The following is a 17,086-nucleotide window of genomic DNA, read 5'->3' as shown; positions in this document are numbered from 1 at the left end:
ACTCGACCCTACGACAGCGTCAGACCGAGCTTCCGACCGGACAGCCCGCGCCCCATGGTGCCGATGCGGTCCGCGATCTCCGCCAGCGCCAGCGCCGCCGGGTCTCCTGGAACGCCGAGCACGACCGGCACCCCGGCGTCCCCGCCCTCGCGGAGCGGCACCGACAGCGGTACGCTGCCGAGGACCGGCACCGGGGCGTCCTGGCCACGGGAGAGCCGTCGCGCGGTCTCCTCGCCACCACCCTCGCCGAAGAGGTGCAGCACCTGGCCGTCCGGCTGCACGAGACCCGCCATGTTCTCGACCACGCCGATCACCCGCTGCCCGGTCTGCCGGGCGACCGTACCGCTCCGCTCGGCGACGTCCGCCGCGGCCGCCTGGGGCGTGGTGACGACGAGGACCTCGGCGTGCGGGAGGAGCTGGCCGACCGAGATCGCCACGTCCCCGGTGCCGGGCGGCAGGTCGAGCAGGAGCACGTCGAGGTCGCCGAAGTACACGTCGGTGAGGAACTGCGAGACGGTCCGGTGCAGCATCGGGCCGCGCCACGACACCGCGGTCGAGACGTCGTCGACGAACATGCCGATCGAGACGACCTTCACGTCGTGGGCGACCGGCGGGAGGATCATGCTGTCCACCCGCGTCGGCCGGGGTGCGACGCCGTGCTCGTCGGTGAGGCCCATCAGCCCGGGCACGCTGAACCCGTGCACGTCGACGTCGACGATCCCCACGCGCTGCCCGCGGGCTGCGAGGGCCGCCGCGAGGTTCACGGTGACCGTCGACTTGCCGACGCCGCCCTTGCCGCTCGTGACCGCGATGACCCGGGTGAGCGAGTCCGCGGTGAACTGCACGCCCCGCGGCCGACCGGCACGGAGCCGCTCGGTGAGCGCGGCACGCGTCGCCGGGGCCATCACGGACACGTCGACCGCCACGCTGGAGACACCGTCCACGGAACCCGCGGCGACGCGCACGTCGCGCTCGATGGTGTCGGCGGCGGGGCACCCGACGATCGTGAGCTGCAGGTCGACGCGAACCGCGCCTCCTGGCTGCACGTCGACGCCACGGATCATGTCGAGCTCGGTGACGGGCCGGCGGATCTCAGGGTCGATCACGCGGCCGAGCGCGGCGAGGACCGCGCTGCCCAGCTGCTCGTCGGACCGGTCGCCGTCAGCCACGGGCCGTCGTGCCGGACTCGTCGGCGAATCCGGCATCCTCGGCGTCGCGCCGGTCGAGCTCCTCGAGCAGCGAGCGGATCTCGGCGCGGATGAAGTCTTTCGACGCCATGTCCCGCATCGCCAGGCGGAGCGCCACGACCTCCCGGGCGAGGTACTCGGTGTCGGCGAGGTTCCGCTCGGCGCGCTGCCGGTCCTGCTCGAACTGCACGCGGTCGCGGTCGTCCTGCCGGTTCTGGGCGAGCAGGATGAGCGGCGCCGCGTAGGACGCCTGCAGGGACAGCACGAGGGTCAGGGCCGTGAAGCCGATCGCCGCTGAGTCGAACTGCCACGCCCGTGGTGCGAGCGTGTTGTAGCCCATCCACACGACACAGAACAGGGTGAGGCCGACGAGGAACCACGGCGTGCCCATGGCCCGCGCGATGCCCTCGGTCGCGCGACCGAAGGTGTCACCGCGACCTCGGCGCCGGGTCGGCAGGACGCGGGTGCGCATGCCCTTGGGGGAGTCGAGTCGAGCATCGGTCCGCTCGCGATCGCGGCGGTTGTCATCCGTTCGGGCCACGGGTGGTCCTCCTTCCCGTCGTCACGGGCGTCCTGCGTGGGCGTTGGCGCGGAAGCGGTGAGGGTTCCCCCTCGCCCTGACTTCGCCAGTCGTCCGGCAGGACGTGGTCGAGGACATCGTCGATCGTCACCACCCCGACGAGACGGTGGGCATCGTCGACCACGGGGACGGACAGCAGGTTGTAGGTCGCCATGATGCGGGTGACCTCGGCCGCACTGGCGTCCACGCGGACCGGGTCGGTCTGCTGGTCGATCAGGGTGCCGAGCCGCTCGTTCGGCGGGTAGCGGAGCATCCGCTGGAAGTGCACGAGCCCGAGGAACCGCCCGGTCGGGGGTTCGTACGGCGGCAGCGTCACGCAGACGGCGGCACCGAGCACCGGCGCGAGTTCGTGACGGCGGACGAGTGCGAGGCCCTCGGCGACGGTGGCGTCCGCCGAGACGATCACCGGCTCGGTCGTCATGAGCCCACCGGCGGTGTCCGGCTCGTACTCGAGGAGCATGCGGACGTCCTGCGCCTCCTCCGGCTCCATGAGCTGGAGGAGCGCTTCACTGCGTTCGTCGGAGAACTGCGCGAGGACGTCGGCCGCGTCGTCGGGCTGCATGTGGTCGAGGACGTCGGCGGCCCGGGAGTCCTCGAGCCGGGTGAGGATCTCGATGCGCTCCTGGTCGGGCATCTCCTCGAGCACGTCGGCGAGCCGGTCGTCGGGGAGTTCCTCGGCGACCTCGAACCGGCGCTCGGCGGGGAGGTCGAGCAGCGTGGACGCCAGGTCCGCCGGCAGCAGGTCGGAGTAGGCGGCGATGACGTGCTCGGCCGACTGGGCCTCGCCGGGGAGCTCGTCCTCGGTGACCTCGTTCCAGGTCGCGAACGTCGTGGGGCCCTTGCCGAACGGGGACGGCGTGGTCTTGGGCTTCCGGAGGAAGAGCTGCGAGACCTCCCACTCGCCCTGCCCGCGGTCCTCGATCGCGACGTCCTCGATGGTGGCGCGCGTGCGCTCCTTCTTGATGAGGACCTTGCGACCGAGCATCTCCGCGATGACCCGGACCTCACCGCCGCGCTGTTCGAAGCGGCGCATGTTCACGAGGCCGGTCGTGATGACCTGCCCGGCGCCGATCGAGGTGATGCGGCCGATGCTGACGAAGATGCGGCGCTTGCCGGGGACCTCGACGATCAGGCCGACGACGTGCGGGGGGTCGGCTCGGCGGTACACGACCAGGACGTCCCGGACGCGACCCACGCGATCGCCGGCGGGGTCGAAGACGGAGCACCCGGCGAGACGGGCGACGAAGACCTTCGTGGCGCTCACCCGACCCAGCGTAGTCGGTACGTCCGTGCGGAACCGCCGCGGCGGTCGGCGGCTTCCCTGAGAGTGCACGTGCGATTGCAAGGTGTGCGGTGAATGATGGCTGTGTGAGCAATCAGAGCCCGTTCGGCGGCCGCACCGCCCAGGCCTTCCCGACGCTGCCCAAGGGCGACGTCCTCGGCACCTACGACAGCTACCCCGACGCCCAGCGCGTGGTGGCGAAGCTCGCCGAGGCCGACTTCCCGGTCAACCAGCTCTCGATCGTCGGCAACGACCTCAAGACCGTCGAGCGGGTGACCGGCAAGATGACGTACGGCCGTGCGGCGATCGCCGGCGCGCTGTCCGGTCTCTGGCTCGGCATCTTCTTCGGCATCGTGCTGACGCTCTTCTCGCCGAGCGCGGGGGGACTCATCCTCGCCGCGGCCATCATCGGCGCGGCCTTCGGCATGCTCTACGGCATCGTCTCCTTCGCGATCACGAAGCGCCAGCGCGACTTCACGAGCGTGCACCAGGTGCTCGCCACGAACTACCAGATCGTCGTCGCCCCGCAGCTGACCGGGCAGGCCCGCCGCATCCTCGGCGAGGCCGGGATCGCGCCGGCCACCCACTGGAACCCCGGGACCCCGGGTGCCCCGGGCCCGCAGAGTGGTCCGGGCGCCGGTGGTGCGGGCGCTGGCGGTCCGGGCGCCGGTGGTCCGGGGCTCCACGGGCAGCAGCCGTGGCGGCCGGGTCCTCCGGCCGGTGGTCCGGCGGGCGGGCCGGGCGCCGGTCAGCAGGGGTCGCCCTACGGTGGCGGCCAGCAGGGGTCGCCGTACGGTGGCGGTCAGCAGGGATCGCCGTACGGTGGCGGTCAGCAGGGATCGCCGTACGGTGGGCACGCCACACCGCACCAGCAGCCGGGAGGCGCGCAGCAGTCCGGCACGTCGGCCTCCGGCACGCAGGCGGGTGCGCCGCGCTACGGTACGAACGAGGGGCCGCGCTACGGCGAGGCCCCTGCGACCGCCCCGGCTCCGGCCGAGCCCACGCCCGCTGCACAGCCGCGTGCCGACGAGCCGCCGCGCTACGGGGAACGGGTCACCGGGACCACGCCGTCGCCGAGTGCTCCCGAGTCCGGGTCGAAGGACGACGAGTCCCGCTGAGGCCTCGCGGCCGCTCCGGTCGCACGGCTCGCCGCTCACGCCCGCCGAGGTCGCACGAACGGCCGCTCCCCGTCGCGGGGAGCGGCCGTCGTCGTGTCCGGGGCCGGTTGCCGTTACCCGGGCCACCTGGGCGCGGCGCCGAGCGGGCAGAACACGCCGCAGGCACGACGCCCGGCGGGCGGAGTACGTCGCGTCCGAACGCCAAGCGGGACGGAATTCGCCCGCTCGGCGGGACGCAGTCCGTGGTGCGGCGGACTACAGGACCTTCGAGTAGCAGATCGAGGTGGGCACCCCGACGTACGGCCCGAAGTTCGCGATGCGCGTGAACCCCTCGCGTTCGTAGAACCCGATCGCCCGCTTCTGCTCGTTGCCGGTCTCCAGCACGAGTGCCGGTGAACCGAGGTCGAGCGCGGCGTCCTCGAGTCGGCGCAGCAGCCCCGTCGCCACGCCCGCTCCGCGGGACTCGGGCCGGACGTACATGCGCTTGATCTCGGTGATGCCGTCCTGCACGATCCGCAGCCCGCCGCAGCCGAGCGGCGTGCCGTCGTCGTCGCGGGCGAGGAAGAACACCGCGATCGAGTCGGCCGTCGGCTTCTCGCCCGGTTCGGTGTCACCGCCGTAGGCGCGGTCGATCTCCAGCCGCTGGGCAGCTCGGAGTCGCTGGGCGTCCGGCGAGTCGAAGTGCTCGACGTCGATCGAGAACGCGCCGTCGACGGGGTCCGACGGGATGCTGGGGGAGACCTCGGGAGTCGTCACACGCTCAGGCTAGCGGCCGGAGCGGGCGATCCACCCCTCCACTTCCGAGGGGGTCCGGGGGATGCCGACGGACAGGTTCTCAGCGCCGTCCTCGGTCACGAGGATGTCGTCCTCGATCCGGACGCCGATGCCGCGGAACTCCTCGGGCACGGTCAGGTCGTCCTGCTGGAAGTACAGGCCGGGCTCGATCGTGAACACCATGCCGGGCTGCACGATGCCGTCGATGTACATCTCGCGGCGGGCCTTCGCGCAGTCGTGCACGTCGAGGCCGAGGTGGTGGCTCGTGCCGTGCACCATGTAGCGGCGGTGGAACTGGTTGTCGGGCTGCAGCGATTCGTCGGCCGTGCCGGGCAGGAAGCCCCACTCGGCGGTCTTGCGCGCGATGACCTCCATCGCGGTGGCGTGCACCTGACGGAAGGTGATGCCGGGCTTCACGATCGCGAACGCCGCGTCCGCCGCCTCGAGCACGGCTTCGTAGACGAGCCGCTGCACGTCGGTGAAGGTGCCGCTGACCGGGAGCGTCCTGGTGATGTCGGCCGTGTAGAACGAGTCCACCTCGACACCGGCGTCGATGAGGATGAGGTCGCCCGGCTCGACGGAGCCGTCGTTGCGGGTCCAGTGCAGGATGCAGGCGTGGTGGCCCGAGGCGGCGATGGTGTCGTAGCCCACGGTGTTGCCGTCGGCACGTGCACGGCGGTTGAACGTGCCCTCGACGATGCGCTCGCCACGGGGGTGTGCCAGGACGGCGTCGAAGTCGGCGATGACGTCGTCGAACCCGGCCTTGGTCGCGTTCACGGCCTTGCGCAGCTCGTTGATCTCGTAGGCGTCCTTCACGAGCCGCAGCTCGGAGAGGTCGCGCGCGGCGGCGTCGTCCGTCGCGGGCACGCCGTCGGCCTCGGGCGCGCCACCCACGGCGCTGCCGATCCGGTCGTCGAGGCCGCGCGTGAGGTCGGTGTCGGCGTCGCGGACGACGAGGGCGGACGCGTCGAGCCCGTCGCGGACGGCGTCGAACGCGCCGAGGTCGGCCGTCCGGAGCCCGAGGTCCGCCGCGACCTCGTCGAGCGAGGGACGCGGACCGACCCAGAACTCACCGATCTCGGGGTTGGCGTAGAACTCCTCGGAGTCGCGGCCGGCGGTCGCGCGGAAGTACAGCGTGGCGTCGTGGCCGGTGCCGTTCGGCGTCATCACGAGCACGGATCCGACGACCGTGTCGGTTCCCCAGCCGGTGAGGTGGGCGAAGGCGGAGTGCGGACGGAACGGGTAGTCGCAGTCGTTCGAGCGGACCTTGGCCTGCCCGGCGGGGATGACGATCGTCCGGCCGGGGTGCAGCTCGGACAGCTTGGCGCGGCGGTCGGCGGCGAACGCGGCCTGCTCGCGGGGCTCGGGCAGCGGACGGTCACGATCGGCCCACTGCGAGCCGATGTAGTCCTTGAACGTCGAGGATCCGGGGGTGGTGGAACGGTTGCTCGTCGCGCGGGGCGTGGTGTCGGACATGCACCCATCATCGCACCGCCGCTCGCACCGCGGCCTGTGCGCCCGGTCACCTGCGGATAGCATTGGCGACGTGCCCGATCCGTTCATCGACCTGCACGCGCACTCGAGCGTCTCCGACGGCACCGAGCGACCCGCGGACCTCGTCCGGGCGGCAGCGGCCGCCGGACTGGACGCCGTCGCGCTGACGGACCACGACACGACCGCGGGGTGGGACGAGGCCACGGCGACGGCCCGCGACCTGCCGCTCACGCTCCTCCCGGGTCTCGAACTCAGCACCCGTGTCGGCTACCGCAGCGTGCACGTCCTCGGCTACCTGGTCGACCCCGCGGACCCGGCCCTCGTCGCCGAGACCCAGCGGATCCGGGACGGCCGTCTGGCGCGTGCGCGGCGCATGGTCGAGCGCATCGGCAAGGACCACCCGATCACCTGGGACGACGTGCTCGCGCAGTCGCGGGACGGTGCGACGATCGGCCGTCCGCACATCGCCGACGCCCTGGTCGCCCGCGGGCTCGAGCCCGACCGCAGCGCGGCGTTCCGCGGCATCCTGCACCCGGCCTCCGGGTACTACGAGCCGCACGAGGCGCCGAGTCCGCTCCGGGGCGTCGAGCTCATCCGGCAGGCCGGCGGCGTGCCGGTGATCGCGCACCCGGCGGCGTCGTCGCGGGGGATCGTCATCGACGAGCCGATGCTCCGCGAGCTGGTCGAGGCCGGGCTGGGCGGCCTCGAGGTCGACCACCGCGAGAACCTCGCGCACGGCAAGCGCACCCTGCTCGACTGGGCGACGCGGTACGGGCTGTTCGTCACCGGGTCGAGCGACTACCACGGCACCGGCAAGCCGAACCGGCTGGGCGAGCACCGGACGGCACTGGCCGCGTTCGACGCGATCCGCTCCGAGGCGACCGGCAGCGCGCCCGTCGTCGGCGCCGGCTCCCGCCTGCCCTGACCGGCGCCCCCGCGGGTCTGGGCCCCGACGACCTTTCGGACCCAGCGACACCTCACGGATCAGCGTGCGCGTGATCTGTCGATCAGGGCGTGAGAACGGTCCCGCGGCGGATGCGACGAAGGGCCCGTCGCGTCAGCGACGGGCCCTTCGGTCCGGAGGCGCTACTCGCCGTCCGACGACCCCTGCGGTGCCGAGGCGGTCGCCTCGGACGACCCGCCGCCGGCCCCGCGACGGCGGCGGCGACGCCGACGCTTCGCGGCACCGTCCGTGGAACCGTCGGCCGACGCGCCCTCGGTGCCGGCGGCCTGCGGAGCCGGGGCGCCGTCGGCCGGGGCCTGCGTGTCGGCGTGTGCCGCGCCTCCCGAACGGGAACCGGAGCCCGAGCCGGACCGGGTCCGCGTGCGCGGCGGACGCGAGCTGCTGCGCTGACGGTCGCCGGAGGACTTCTCGGCGGGGCCACCGGCCGAGGCTGCGTGCGCCGAGGCACCGGGCAGACGACCCTTCGTGCCGGCCGGGATGTCGAGCTCCTCGAAGAGGTGCGGCGACGACGAGTACGTCTCGACGGGCTCCGGGATGCCGAACTCGAGCGCCTTGTCGATCAGCGTCCACTTGTGCAGGTCGTCCCAGTCCACGAACGTGACCGCGATGCCGGTCTTGCCCGCGCGACCGGTGCGTCCGGCGCGGTGCAGGTACGTGTCGGGGTCGTCCGGGATCGTGTGGTTGATCACGTGCGTGACGTCGTCCACGTCGATGCCGCGGGCCGCGACGTCGGTGGCGATGAGCACGTCACGCTTGCCGGCCTTGAAGGCGGCCATCGCGCGCTCGCGCTGTTCCTGGTTGAGGTCGCCGTGCACGGCCGCGGCGTTGAACCCGCGGTCCTTGAGCTCCTCGACGAGCTTCGCGGCGGCGCGCTTCGTGCGGGTGAAGATCACGGTCTTGCCGCGCCCCTCGGCCTGCAGGATGCGGGCGATGACCTCGTCCTTGTCGAGCGAGTGCGCGCGGTAGATGACGTGCTTGATGTTCGCCTGCATCAGACCCTCGTCGGGGTCCGTGGCGCGGATGTGCACCGGGCGGCTCATGAAGCGGCGTGCCAGTGCGACGATCGGCGCCGGCATCGTCGCCGAGAACAGCATCGTGTGCCGGACGTCGGGGACGGCCTGGAAGATCCGCTCGATGTCGGACAGGAAGCCGAGGTCGAGCATGCGGTCGGCCTCGTCGAGGACCACCTCTTGCACGTGGGAGAGGTCGAGCAGGCGCTGGCGCTGCAGGTCGATGAGTCGACCCGGGGTGCCGACGACGATCTGCGCGCCGGCCTTGAGCTGCTCGATCTGGCCCTCGTACGCCTTGCCGCCGTAGATCGACACGATGGTCGTCGGGCGGTTCGAGGTCGCGAGTTCGAGGTCCTCGGTCACCTGGACCGCGAGCTCACGGGTCGGGACGACCACGAGGGCCTTCACGCCGTGGTCCGGGTCGGCACCGAGTCGCTGGATGAGGGGCAGGCCGAAGCCGAAGGTCTTGCCCGTACCCGTCTTGGCCTGGCCGATGATGTCCTGGCCGGTGAGGGCGAGCGGGATCGTCTGCTGCTGGATCGGGAAGGGCTCGATGATGCCCTTCGTCGCGAGCGCGTCGACGATGTCCTGCTCGATGTTGAGGTCTGCGAAAGTCAAAGAATCACCTTAGTCCTGGTGGAAGTCCCGACCAGTCTACCGACGGGCCGGTCGGGCGGGGTGCCGGGGCGGTTCCCGCTATGCTCGTCGGGTGGTGTCGTGGTGGAACCGGAAGCGCGCTGCGCAGCTCGCCGCCGCGTGGCTCGCGTCGCGCAACCCGCGGAACGCCTCGCCCGTCGAACGCCTGCAGCTCGACGACGTCAGCCCCGAGCTCGACGTGTACCTCGGCCAGGCCGCGTACCTCGAACTCTCGCTCTACGAGACGATGGGCCGCGCCGGAGCCGGAGCGCCCACGCTGTCCGGACGGCTCGTCACGGGCGTGCTCGCGACCACGGCACTCGAGCGGCACCGGGCGATCGTCGCCGAGATCGAGCGGACGGGCGGCGATCCCGCTGCGCTGATGGCACCCCACCGCGAGGCGATCGACCTCTTCCTCGAACGCACGAGCGGCGCCGACTGGTACGAGTCGATGCTCACCGGCTACGTCACCGCCGGCATCCTGAACGACCTGTTCGGCTCGCTGCTGCGGTCGCTCCCGGCCGAGGTGCGCCAGCGGCTGAAGACCGTGTTCGACGCGCGCGAGGAAGCCGCCGTCGTCGAGGAGCTCACCGAGCGCATCGCCGAGGACCCGAAGATCGGCTCGCGGCTCGCGATGTGGGGCCGACGACTCGTCGGCGACACCCTGCTCGTGGCCCGCTCGGCGCTCGCGTCCCACGCGCGCGAGGACCAGGAGCGGCTCGAGCCGGTGTGGACGGAACTCATCGCCGCGCACACGCGACGCATGGACGCGCTCGGCCTGACGGCCTGACGGCGGTCCAGGAGGCGCGGCTCGCGCCGGGCGGTCCCGTCACGTCCCGCGGGCGGTGCGTCGTCAGACTCAGACGCCCTCGGCCTTGGCACGCTCGAAGTACGCCGTGTCGGCGGCCGTACGGCGCCGGCCGAGGAACCACTCGGCGACGAGGGCGACCACGCCGGCGCCGACGAGGGCCACGACCCAGATCCAGGTCGCGTCGTAGCGCCAGCCGGCCCAGGTCAGGGCCTCCCACAGGACGGCGGCGGCGATGCCGCCGAGCGCCGGCCCGAGCAGCGAACCGCGGCTGGAGCGCCACGGCACGACCACGTGCGCGACGGCCCCGACGATCAGGCCGCCGAGGACCGCGAAGAGCAGTTCCACGTCAGGCGACGAAACCGATGCGACGGGACTCCTCCGCGCCGACCTCGACGTAGGCGAGCGAGCCGACGGGGACGATGAACCGACGGCCCTTGTCGTCCTGGAGCGACAGGTGCGTCGACTTCTCGCCGAGGGCGGCCGCGACGGCCTGCTCGATCTCGTCGGCGGTCTGGGCGGTCTCGAACGCGATCTCGCGCGGGCTGTTGGTGATGCCGATCTTGATGTCCACGAGCACAGCGTATCCGAGCAGCCGTGGACCCCATCGGGCGTTCGCCGCAGGCGCACTGCGCCCGCCGGTCCGGCGTCTCGTGGACCGGCGTCGTGGCACCTCGTCGGTGTCGGTCGCTCCGGTTACCGTACGAGGGTGCCCCACACCACGCTCGCGCCCGCTCCCGAGGACACGGGTGTCGCGCGGGCCCTGGCGTCCGACCCGACCCAGGCGGCGGTGCTCGCGCTGCCGGACGGCCGGCACGCCGCCGTCATCGGTGCACCGGGCACAGGCAAGACCACCACGCTGACCCGGCTGGTCGCGGCCCGGCTCGCCCGCGCGGACGCGATCTCGGCCGACGGCCACGCGACCGTCCTCGCCCTGACCAGCGCCCGCACCGCCGCCACCGCGCTCCGCGACCGGCTCGCCGCCGCGGTCGACCGGCCGGTGCCGGGGGCGCTCGCCCGCACCGTGAACTCCCTGGCGTTCCAGGTCGTCGCGCACGCCGCCGCCGTGCAGGGCCTCGAGACACCGACCCTGCTCACCGGTGGGGAGCAGGACCGCATCATCGCCGACCTGCTCGACGGGCACGAGACCGACGGCACCGGGCCGGAGTGGCCGGCGCCGATCACCGCGGTCGTCCGCGAACGCGCCGGGTTCCGCACCGCGCTCCGCGACGTCATGATGCGGGCGGTCGCCGCGGGCGTGGAACCCGAGGACATGCGCGAGCTCGGCGACGACACCGGGCGGCCGGAGTGGCGGGCGGTCGGGGACTTCGTCGACGAGTACCGCGCAGCACTGACCGCGTTCCGCGCCACCAGCCTCGACGCCGCCGAACTCGTCGCCTACGCCACGGCGGCGGTCCTGCGCGGCCAGCTGCCGGCGAGCGTCCAGGCGCTCCGCCTCGTCGTGGTCGACGACACCCAGGAACTCGTCGAGGGGGAGATCGCCCTCCTCGGCGCCCTCGCCCGCTCCGGCGTGCAGATCGTCGCGTTCGGCGACCCGGACATCGCGGCGTCCGCCTTCCGCGGGGCCGAACCCGACGTGCTCGGCCGGCTGGCGTCCCGCCTCGGTGTGGACCGCGTCGACGAGCTCGTCCTCGGCACGGTGCACCGGCACGCGGCCCCGGTCCGTGCCCTCGTGTCCGGCATCACGGCACGCATCGGTGCGGCGGCGGCCGGTCGGCAACGCACGGCGGTCGCGACCACGGCGGACGCCCGCCCCGACGCCGTCGTGCACCTCGAGGGAGCGAGCCGCGCCGCCCTCGTGGTCGCGATCGCCCGGCGGCTCCGCGAGCACCGGCTGCTCGACGGCGTGCCGTGGCACCGGATGGCGGTCGTCACCCGCAGCGGGGCCGCGATCCCCGAGCTCGTCCGTGCCCTCTCGGTGGCCGAGGTCCCGGCGACCGCCGGAGCCGCCCCCGTCCGACCCCGTGACGACACCGCGGCACGGTCGCTGCTCGACGCCGCGGCGGTCGCACTCGGCGTGTTCCCGCTCGATCCCGTGCTCGCCACCTCGTTCGCGACCGGACCCCTCGGCGGCCTCGACACCCTCGCAATGCGCCGACTCCGGCTCGCCCTCCGCCGCGAAGAACTCGCCGGCGGCGGTACCCGCACGGCCGACGAACTCCTCGTGGACGCGCTCGGCGCCCCCGAACGCCTGGCGACGGTGGACGCCGGGTTCGCCCGGCGTGCCACGCGGCTGGCGCGCAGCCTGGTGCAGGCGCAGCAGGACGCCGCAGCGGGGGCCAGCATCGAGGAGATCCTCTGGGGACTCTGGGAGCGCAGCGGGCTCGCCGGCACCTGGGGCGGACAGTCCGCCGCGGGCGGGGTCGGCGCGGCCGAGGCCGATCGGCACCTCGACGCCGTGGTCGGGCTGTTCACCGCCGCGAAGCGGTTCGTCGAACGCACGCCGGACGCCCCGGCACGCGTGTTCGTCGACGACGTGCTCGGCGCCGACCTGCCCGAGGACTCGATCGGACCCGACCGCACCGCCGGACGGGTCCGCGTGCTCACCCCCTCGGCCACCATCGGACTCGAGTGCGACGTGGTCGTCGTGCTCGGGCTGCAGGACGGCGTCTGGCCGAACACGCGGGTCCGCGGCAGCCTGCTCGACCCCGACGGCCTGGTCCGTGCGGTCGCGGGGATCGGCCACGAGACGATCGACGACCGTGCAGCGGTCATCGCAGACGAACTCCGACTGTTCGCCCGTGCGGTCTCCCGCGCGACCACCCAGGTGATCATCGGGACGGTGGCGAACGACGACGAGGCACCGTCCCCGTTCGTCCGCCTCGTGCCGGTGCCTCCCGACCGGCAGCCGACCGTCCACCCGCTCTCGCTGCGCGGGCTCGCCGGCTCGCTCCGACGTCGCGTGGTGGCCTCGGGCGACCACGAGGCCGCGTCCGCCCTCGCCCGCCTGGCCGAGGCCGAGGTCCCCGGTGCCGCTCCGGACGACTGGTACGGACTCGCCGAGCCCTCGACCGACGACCCGCTCGTCGACCTCGACGCCCCGCCGGCACCCGAGCACGAGGGGGGTGAACCGGTCGCACCGACCGTGTCCGTCTCGCCGTCGCGGATCGGCACGTTCGAGGAGTGCCCCGTGCACTGGTTCGTGCAGACGTTCGGCGGCAGTGCGCCGAGCCCGGCGATGGGGATCGGGACGATCGTGCACGAGACGATGGAGCACGCGACCGCCGTCGACGTGGAGTCCCTGTGGCAGCACGTCGAGGGACGGTGGGACGAGCTCATGTTCGAGTCGCCGTGGATCGCCGACCGCGAACGCGCCCGCACGCGCCGGATGATCGAGGGCCTCAGCGACTACCTCCGCACCTTCGCGAGCGCCGGACGCCGACTGCTCGGCGCCGAGACCTCGTTCGCGCTCGTCACCGGGCCGGCACGGATGCGCGGCAGCATCGACCGGATCGAGGTGGACCCGGACGGCCGCGTCAGCGTGGTCGACCTGAAGACCGGACGGTCGATGCCGAGCGAGAAGAACGACATGCCGGAGCACCCCCAGCTCGGCGCCTACCAGCTCGCGATCGAGGACGGCGCGGTCGAGGGAGTGCCCGCCGGCTCGACGATGGCCGACGCCCGGCTGGTCTTCGTGCAGAACGCCCGGAGCGGCCGCGCCTACTCGGAACGGACGCAGCAGGCGTTCGACGACGACGCACGTGAGACCTACCGCCAGCGGCTGCACACCGTCGCGACGGGCATGGCCGGACGGACCTTCCTGGCGAACGTCGACGACCACTGCGAGAAGGCCCGGACCGGCGCCCCGTGCCGGATCCACGTCGTGGGCGAGGTGACCTGGTGAACGAGGACCAGCTGCTCGGACCCGACGACGCCACCACGGTCGACCCGGACGACCTCGCCGCACCCCGCCACGGTGCCGACGCGATCGCGGACGCCCTCGGACGCCCACGCCCCACGCCGCAGCAGCGCGCCGTCATCGAGTCGCCGCTCACCCCGGCGCTCGTCGTCGCGGGAGCCGGCAGCGGCAAGACCGAGACCATGGCGTCCCGCGTCGTCTGGCTGCTCGCGAACGGGATGGTCCGCCCCGACGGCATCCTCGGGCTGACCTTCACCCGCAAGGCCGCCGGGGAGCTCTCGGTCCGCATCAACGACCGCATCCGCGCGCTCGAGGACGTCGGACTGCTCGCAGCCGGTGACGCGTTCGAGGCGCCGACGGTGTCCACCTACAACGCGTTCGCCAACTCGGTCTTCCGCGAGAACGCGCTGCTCGTGGGCCGCGACGGCGAGTCGCAGGTGCTGACCGAGCCGTCTGCCTGGCAGCTCGCACGCCGGGTCGTCGTCGCCGCGCGGGACGACCGGCTGTCCGGCCTCGACCGCGACGTCGACACCGTGACCGCGGCCGTCGTGGCGCTCGCCGGGGCGGTGTCCGAGCACCTCGTCGAGCCCGAGCGACTGCGACGTTTCGCGATCGAGTTCGCCGGGCTGCTCGAGCTGCCGGGGAACGGCCGCGGCGGAGCGTACAAGGCGATCACCGACGCCGTCGCCGCGATCGGCGCGCTCGAACCCCTCGTCGACCTGGTCGAGGAGTTCCGCCGGCAGAAGGTCGACCGGGGCTTCGTGGAGTTCTCCGACCAGATCGCCCTCGCGCTCGCCGCGGCCGAGTCGGCGCCCCGGGTCGTCACCGACCTGCGGCAGCGGTACGGCGTGGTGCTGCTCGACGAGTACCAGGACACCTCGGTGGTGCAGACCCGGTTCCTCGCCCGGCTGTTCCGCGGGCACCCGGTGATGGCGGTGGGCGACCCGCACCAGTCGATCTACGGGTTCCGTGGTGCGAGTGCGGCGAACCTCGCCCGGTTCCCGCGGGACTTCGGTGCTGCGGCCGAGCCGGGTGGCGACGCCGTCCGGCCCGTGACCTTCGCGCTCTCGACGAGCTGGCGGAACCCGGTCGACGTCCTCGCCGGTGCGAACGCCGTCGTGGCGCCGCTGTCCGAGGCGTCCGAGGTCGACGTCGAGCGCCTCGTGCCCCGACCCGGTGCGGACGCCGGGACGGTCCGCGCCGTCTTCCCCGAGACCCTGCCGGACGAGGCCGCCGCGGTCGCCGGGTGGTTCGCCGAGCGCCGTGCCGCCGACCCGACGGGCTCGATGGCGCTGCTGCTGCGGTCCCGGAAGGACCTCGCCGCGTTCACTGCCGCCCTCGGCGACCGTCGGGTGCCGTTCCACGTGCTCGGCACCGGCGGGCTCCTGCAGCGCCCGGAGATCGTCGACCTCGTCGCGTGCCTCCGCGTGCTGCACGACCCCGCCGCGGGCAACGACCTCATCCGGCTCCTCGCCGGGGCACGGTGGCGGATCGGCGCCGCGGACATCGTCGCCCTGCACGCCCTCGCTCGCTGGTTGTTCGGCCGCGACCACACCCAGCAGCGACTCGACGACGACGTCACGGCGGCGTTCCGCGCATCCGTCGCCGCGGGGGAGCACGGGTCGATCGTCGACGCCCTCGACTTCGTCGCGACGGCCCCCGACGAGCACGGCGCACTGGCCGACATCAGCGAGACCGGCCGTCGCCGCATGCGCGCGCTCGGCCGGCAGCTGCAGGCGCTGCGGTCCCGGGCGAGCGGCGACCTCGTCGACTTCGTCACGCTCGTCGTGCAGGAGATGCGGCTCGACATCGAGGTCGCCGCGCACGAGCAGGGCAGCGGCGCGTTCCTCGACGCCTTCATCGACGAGCTCGCCGGCTTCGTGACGACGGACGACCGGGCCGACCTCGGTGCGTTCCTCGGGTGGATCGACGCCGCCGCCCGGCGCGACGACATGGGCCCGCGCTCCGAGGAGCCCGAGGCCGGCACCGTGCAGATCCTGACGATCCACGGGTCGAAGGGCCTCGAGTGGGACGCCGTCGCGGTCCCGCGGCTCGTCGAGGGCGCGCTCCCCGCCCGCCCACAGGAGGGCTCGTCCGGGTGGATCGGCTTCGGCCGGCTGCCGTACGAGTTCCGCGGCGACGCCGACGAACTGCCGCGCCTCGACTGGCGGGGGCACGACACGCAGAAGGACGTCACGCTCGCGATCGACGCCTACAAGGAGCAGGTGAAGGCCCGCAACGAGGACGAGGAACGGCGTCTCACGTACGTCGCGCTCACCCGGGCGAAGCACGACCTGCTCGTCTCCGGGTCGTTCTGGGCGGGCGGGGTCCGTCCCACCGAGCCGAGTCGGTACCTGCGCGACCTCGTCGACGCCGGTGTGGTGGACGCCGCCGCCGTCCCCGAGACGACCGAGCACGAGGAGAACCCGCTCGGCGACGCCGGTGCCACGCAGTCCTGGCCGCACGTGCCGTTCGGGCACCGAGCCGCCCGGGTCGTCGCTGCCGCCGAGCGCGTGCGGAACGCGAACCCCGGGGCTGCCGGACGCTTCAGCGCCGACATCGACCTGCTGCTCGCCGAGCGCGCCGCGAACCGGACGGCCCGGCACCGGGTGGTCGTCCCGCACCGCGTCCCGGCGTCCGGCTTCAAGGACTACCTCGCCGAACCCGACGCCGTCGCCGAGCGGCTGCGCCGGCCCATGCCGGAACGGCCGTACCGGGCGACGCGACTCGGCACCCTGTTCCACCAGTGGGTCGAGCAGCGCGCCCGCAGCGGCGGGTCGCTCGAGACGCTCGACGCCTGGCCGGACGAGCTCGACCTCGACGGGGACGACGTGGTCGACGCCTCGGCTGACGCCGTGGTCACCGACGACGACGCCCGGCGGCTCGCCGACTTCCAGGCGACCTTCGCCCGGTCCCGCTGGGCGGCACTGACCCCGGTCGAGGTCGAGCGTGAGATCCACATCCCGTTCCTCGGCCACAGCGTCGTCTGCAAGCTCGACGCGGTGTACGAGATCGACGGGCGGGCCGAGGTCGTCGACTGGAAGACCGGCAAGGCACCGACGGGCGACGACGACCTGGCGAAGCGGCAGCTGCAGCTCGCGCTGTACCGGGTCGCCTACGCCGAGTTCACCGGGCGTCCGATCGACGAGGTCGACGCCGTGTTCTACTTCGTGGCCGACGACCTCGAGGTCCGGCCGCGGGAACTGCTCGACCGTGCCGGACTCGAGCGCGCCTGGCGCGACGCGGTCGGCTGACGCCCGCCGCCGGCCGGCCGCGCCGACGCCGGCCCGCACGTCGAACCACGAATCCGACGTCGAACCACGCGCGGACGCTGGTTCGACGTCGGAACCGTG

Annotated in this window: 13 protein-coding genes; 5 read left to right on the top strand and 8 right to left on the bottom strand. The window is 73.3% G+C overall.

The window, feature by feature from the left end:
- Window positions 1-8: 8 nt before the first annotated feature.
- From ACQXVK_RS01360 to ACQXVK_RS01350, 3 genes are read right to left on the bottom strand one after another with little or no spacing between them, the layout of a single operon-like run.
- Window positions 9-1,205: an Mrp/NBP35 family ATP-binding protein gene (locus tag ACQXVK_RS01360; protein WP_430852424.1), complete on the bottom strand. Its 1,197-nt coding sequence runs from the start codon at window positions 1,203-1,205 to the stop codon at window positions 9-11.
- Window positions 1,162-1,659 (bottom strand): DUF1003 domain-containing protein, encoded by a 498-nt coding sequence (locus ACQXVK_RS01355; protein ID WP_430852748.1) that lies wholly within the window; start codon window positions 1,657-1,659, stop codon window positions 1,162-1,164. Before ACQXVK_RS01355 ends, ACQXVK_RS01360 begins: the two co-directional genes overlap by 44 nt.
- Window positions 1,660-1,711: 52 nt before the next feature.
- The gene (locus ACQXVK_RS01350) at window positions 1,712-3,031 is read right to left on the bottom strand and encodes a magnesium transporter MgtE N-terminal domain-containing protein (RefSeq protein ID WP_402264478.1); all 1,320 of its coding nucleotides are present in this window, start codon (window positions 3,029-3,031) and stop codon (window positions 1,712-1,714) included.
- 104 nt (window positions 3,032-3,135) lie between these two features.
- On the opposite strand from ACQXVK_RS01350, the gene ACQXVK_RS01345 reads away from it, so the two are divergent.
- Window positions 3,136-4,167 (top strand): general stress protein, encoded by a 1,032-nt coding sequence (locus tag ACQXVK_RS01345; protein ID WP_430852423.1) that lies wholly within the window; start codon window positions 3,136-3,138, stop codon window positions 4,165-4,167.
- A 255-nt stretch (window positions 4,168-4,422) separates the two neighbouring features.
- On the opposite strand, the gene ACQXVK_RS01340 is transcribed toward ACQXVK_RS01345, so the two are convergent.
- Together ACQXVK_RS01340 and ACQXVK_RS01335 are read right to left on the bottom strand one after the other, a co-directional pair.
- Complete coding sequence (locus ACQXVK_RS01340; protein ID WP_022906261.1) at window positions 4,423-4,923, bottom strand: GNAT family N-acetyltransferase; 501 nt, start codon at window positions 4,921-4,923, stop codon at window positions 4,423-4,425.
- A 9-nt stretch (window positions 4,924-4,932) separates the two neighbouring features.
- Entirely contained in the window at window positions 4,933-6,417 is a 1,485-nt protein-coding gene (locus tag ACQXVK_RS01335) for an aminopeptidase P family protein (RefSeq protein WP_430852422.1), read from the bottom strand.
- A gap of 70 nt (window positions 6,418-6,487) precedes the next feature.
- Between ACQXVK_RS01335 and ACQXVK_RS01330 the strand changes: the two genes are divergently transcribed.
- Window positions 6,488-7,360 carry a PHP domain-containing protein gene (locus ACQXVK_RS01330; protein ID WP_430852421.1) on the top strand — a complete coding sequence of 291 codons (873 nt, stop codon included), beginning with the start codon at window positions 6,488-6,490 and terminating at the stop codon, window positions 7,358-7,360.
- Between the two features lie 161 nt (window positions 7,361-7,521).
- Here the strand turns inward: ACQXVK_RS01330 and ACQXVK_RS01325 are convergent, their stop codons facing one another.
- On the bottom strand, window positions 7,522-9,027 hold the full coding sequence (locus tag ACQXVK_RS01325) for a DEAD/DEAH box helicase (RefSeq protein WP_430852420.1): 1,506 nt from the start codon (window positions 9,025-9,027) through the stop codon (window positions 7,522-7,524).
- A 94-nt stretch (window positions 9,028-9,121) separates the two neighbouring features.
- Between ACQXVK_RS01325 and ACQXVK_RS01320 the strand changes: the two genes are divergently transcribed.
- Window positions 9,122-9,835 (top strand): ferritin-like fold-containing protein, encoded by a 714-nt coding sequence (locus tag ACQXVK_RS01320; RefSeq protein WP_416394024.1) that lies wholly within the window; start codon window positions 9,122-9,124, stop codon window positions 9,833-9,835.
- A 69-nt stretch (window positions 9,836-9,904) separates the two neighbouring features.
- Here the strand turns inward: ACQXVK_RS01320 and ACQXVK_RS01315 are convergent, their stop codons facing one another.
- Window positions 9,905-10,201 carry a hypothetical protein gene (locus ACQXVK_RS01315; protein WP_430852419.1) on the bottom strand — a complete coding sequence of 99 codons (297 nt, stop codon included), beginning with the start codon at window positions 10,199-10,201 and terminating at the stop codon, window positions 9,905-9,907.
- Between the two features lies 1 nt (window position 10,202).
- Complete coding sequence (locus tag ACQXVK_RS01310; protein ID WP_031261735.1) at window positions 10,203-10,427, bottom strand: DUF3107 domain-containing protein; 225 nt, start codon at window positions 10,425-10,427, stop codon at window positions 10,203-10,205.
- Between the two features lie 135 nt (window positions 10,428-10,562).
- Between ACQXVK_RS01310 and ACQXVK_RS01305 the strand changes: the two genes are divergently transcribed.
- Both ACQXVK_RS01305 and ACQXVK_RS01300 read left to right on the top strand, forming a co-directional pair.
- The gene (locus tag ACQXVK_RS01305; RefSeq protein ID WP_430852418.1) at window positions 10,563-13,718 is read left to right on the top strand and encodes a PD-(D/E)XK nuclease family protein; all 3,156 of its coding nucleotides are present in this window, start codon (window positions 10,563-10,565) and stop codon (window positions 13,716-13,718) included.
- On the top strand, window positions 13,715-16,987 hold the full coding sequence (locus ACQXVK_RS01300) for an ATP-dependent DNA helicase (protein ID WP_430852417.1): 3,273 nt from the start codon (window positions 13,715-13,717) through the stop codon (window positions 16,985-16,987). The genes ACQXVK_RS01305 and ACQXVK_RS01300 overlap by 4 nt, the downstream gene beginning before the upstream one ends.
- The last annotated feature ends 99 nt before the right edge of the window (window positions 16,988-17,086 follow it).

Source organism: Curtobacterium sp. AB451 (assembly GCF_050585845.1).
Classification (GTDB): domain Bacteria; phylum Actinomycetota; class Actinomycetes; order Actinomycetales; family Microbacteriaceae; genus Curtobacterium.
The sequence above is the reverse complement of the archived record's forward strand: the minus strand, read 5'-3'. Positions and strand labels throughout refer to the sequence as shown.

Bases quoted from the DNA above. Each gene is read 5' to 3' on its own strand.
- ACQXVK_RS01360 (WP_430852424.1), bottom strand. From the start codon at position 1,205: ATGCCGGATTCGCCGACGAGTCCGGCACGACGGCCCGTGGCTGACGGC.
- ACQXVK_RS01355 (WP_430852748.1), bottom strand. From the start codon at position 1,659: ATGCGCACCCGCGTCCTGCCGACCCGGCGCCGAGGTCGCGGTGACACC.
- ACQXVK_RS01335 (WP_430852422.1), bottom strand. From the start codon at position 6,417: ATGTCCGACACCACGCCCCGCGCGACGAGCAACCGTTCCACCACCCCC.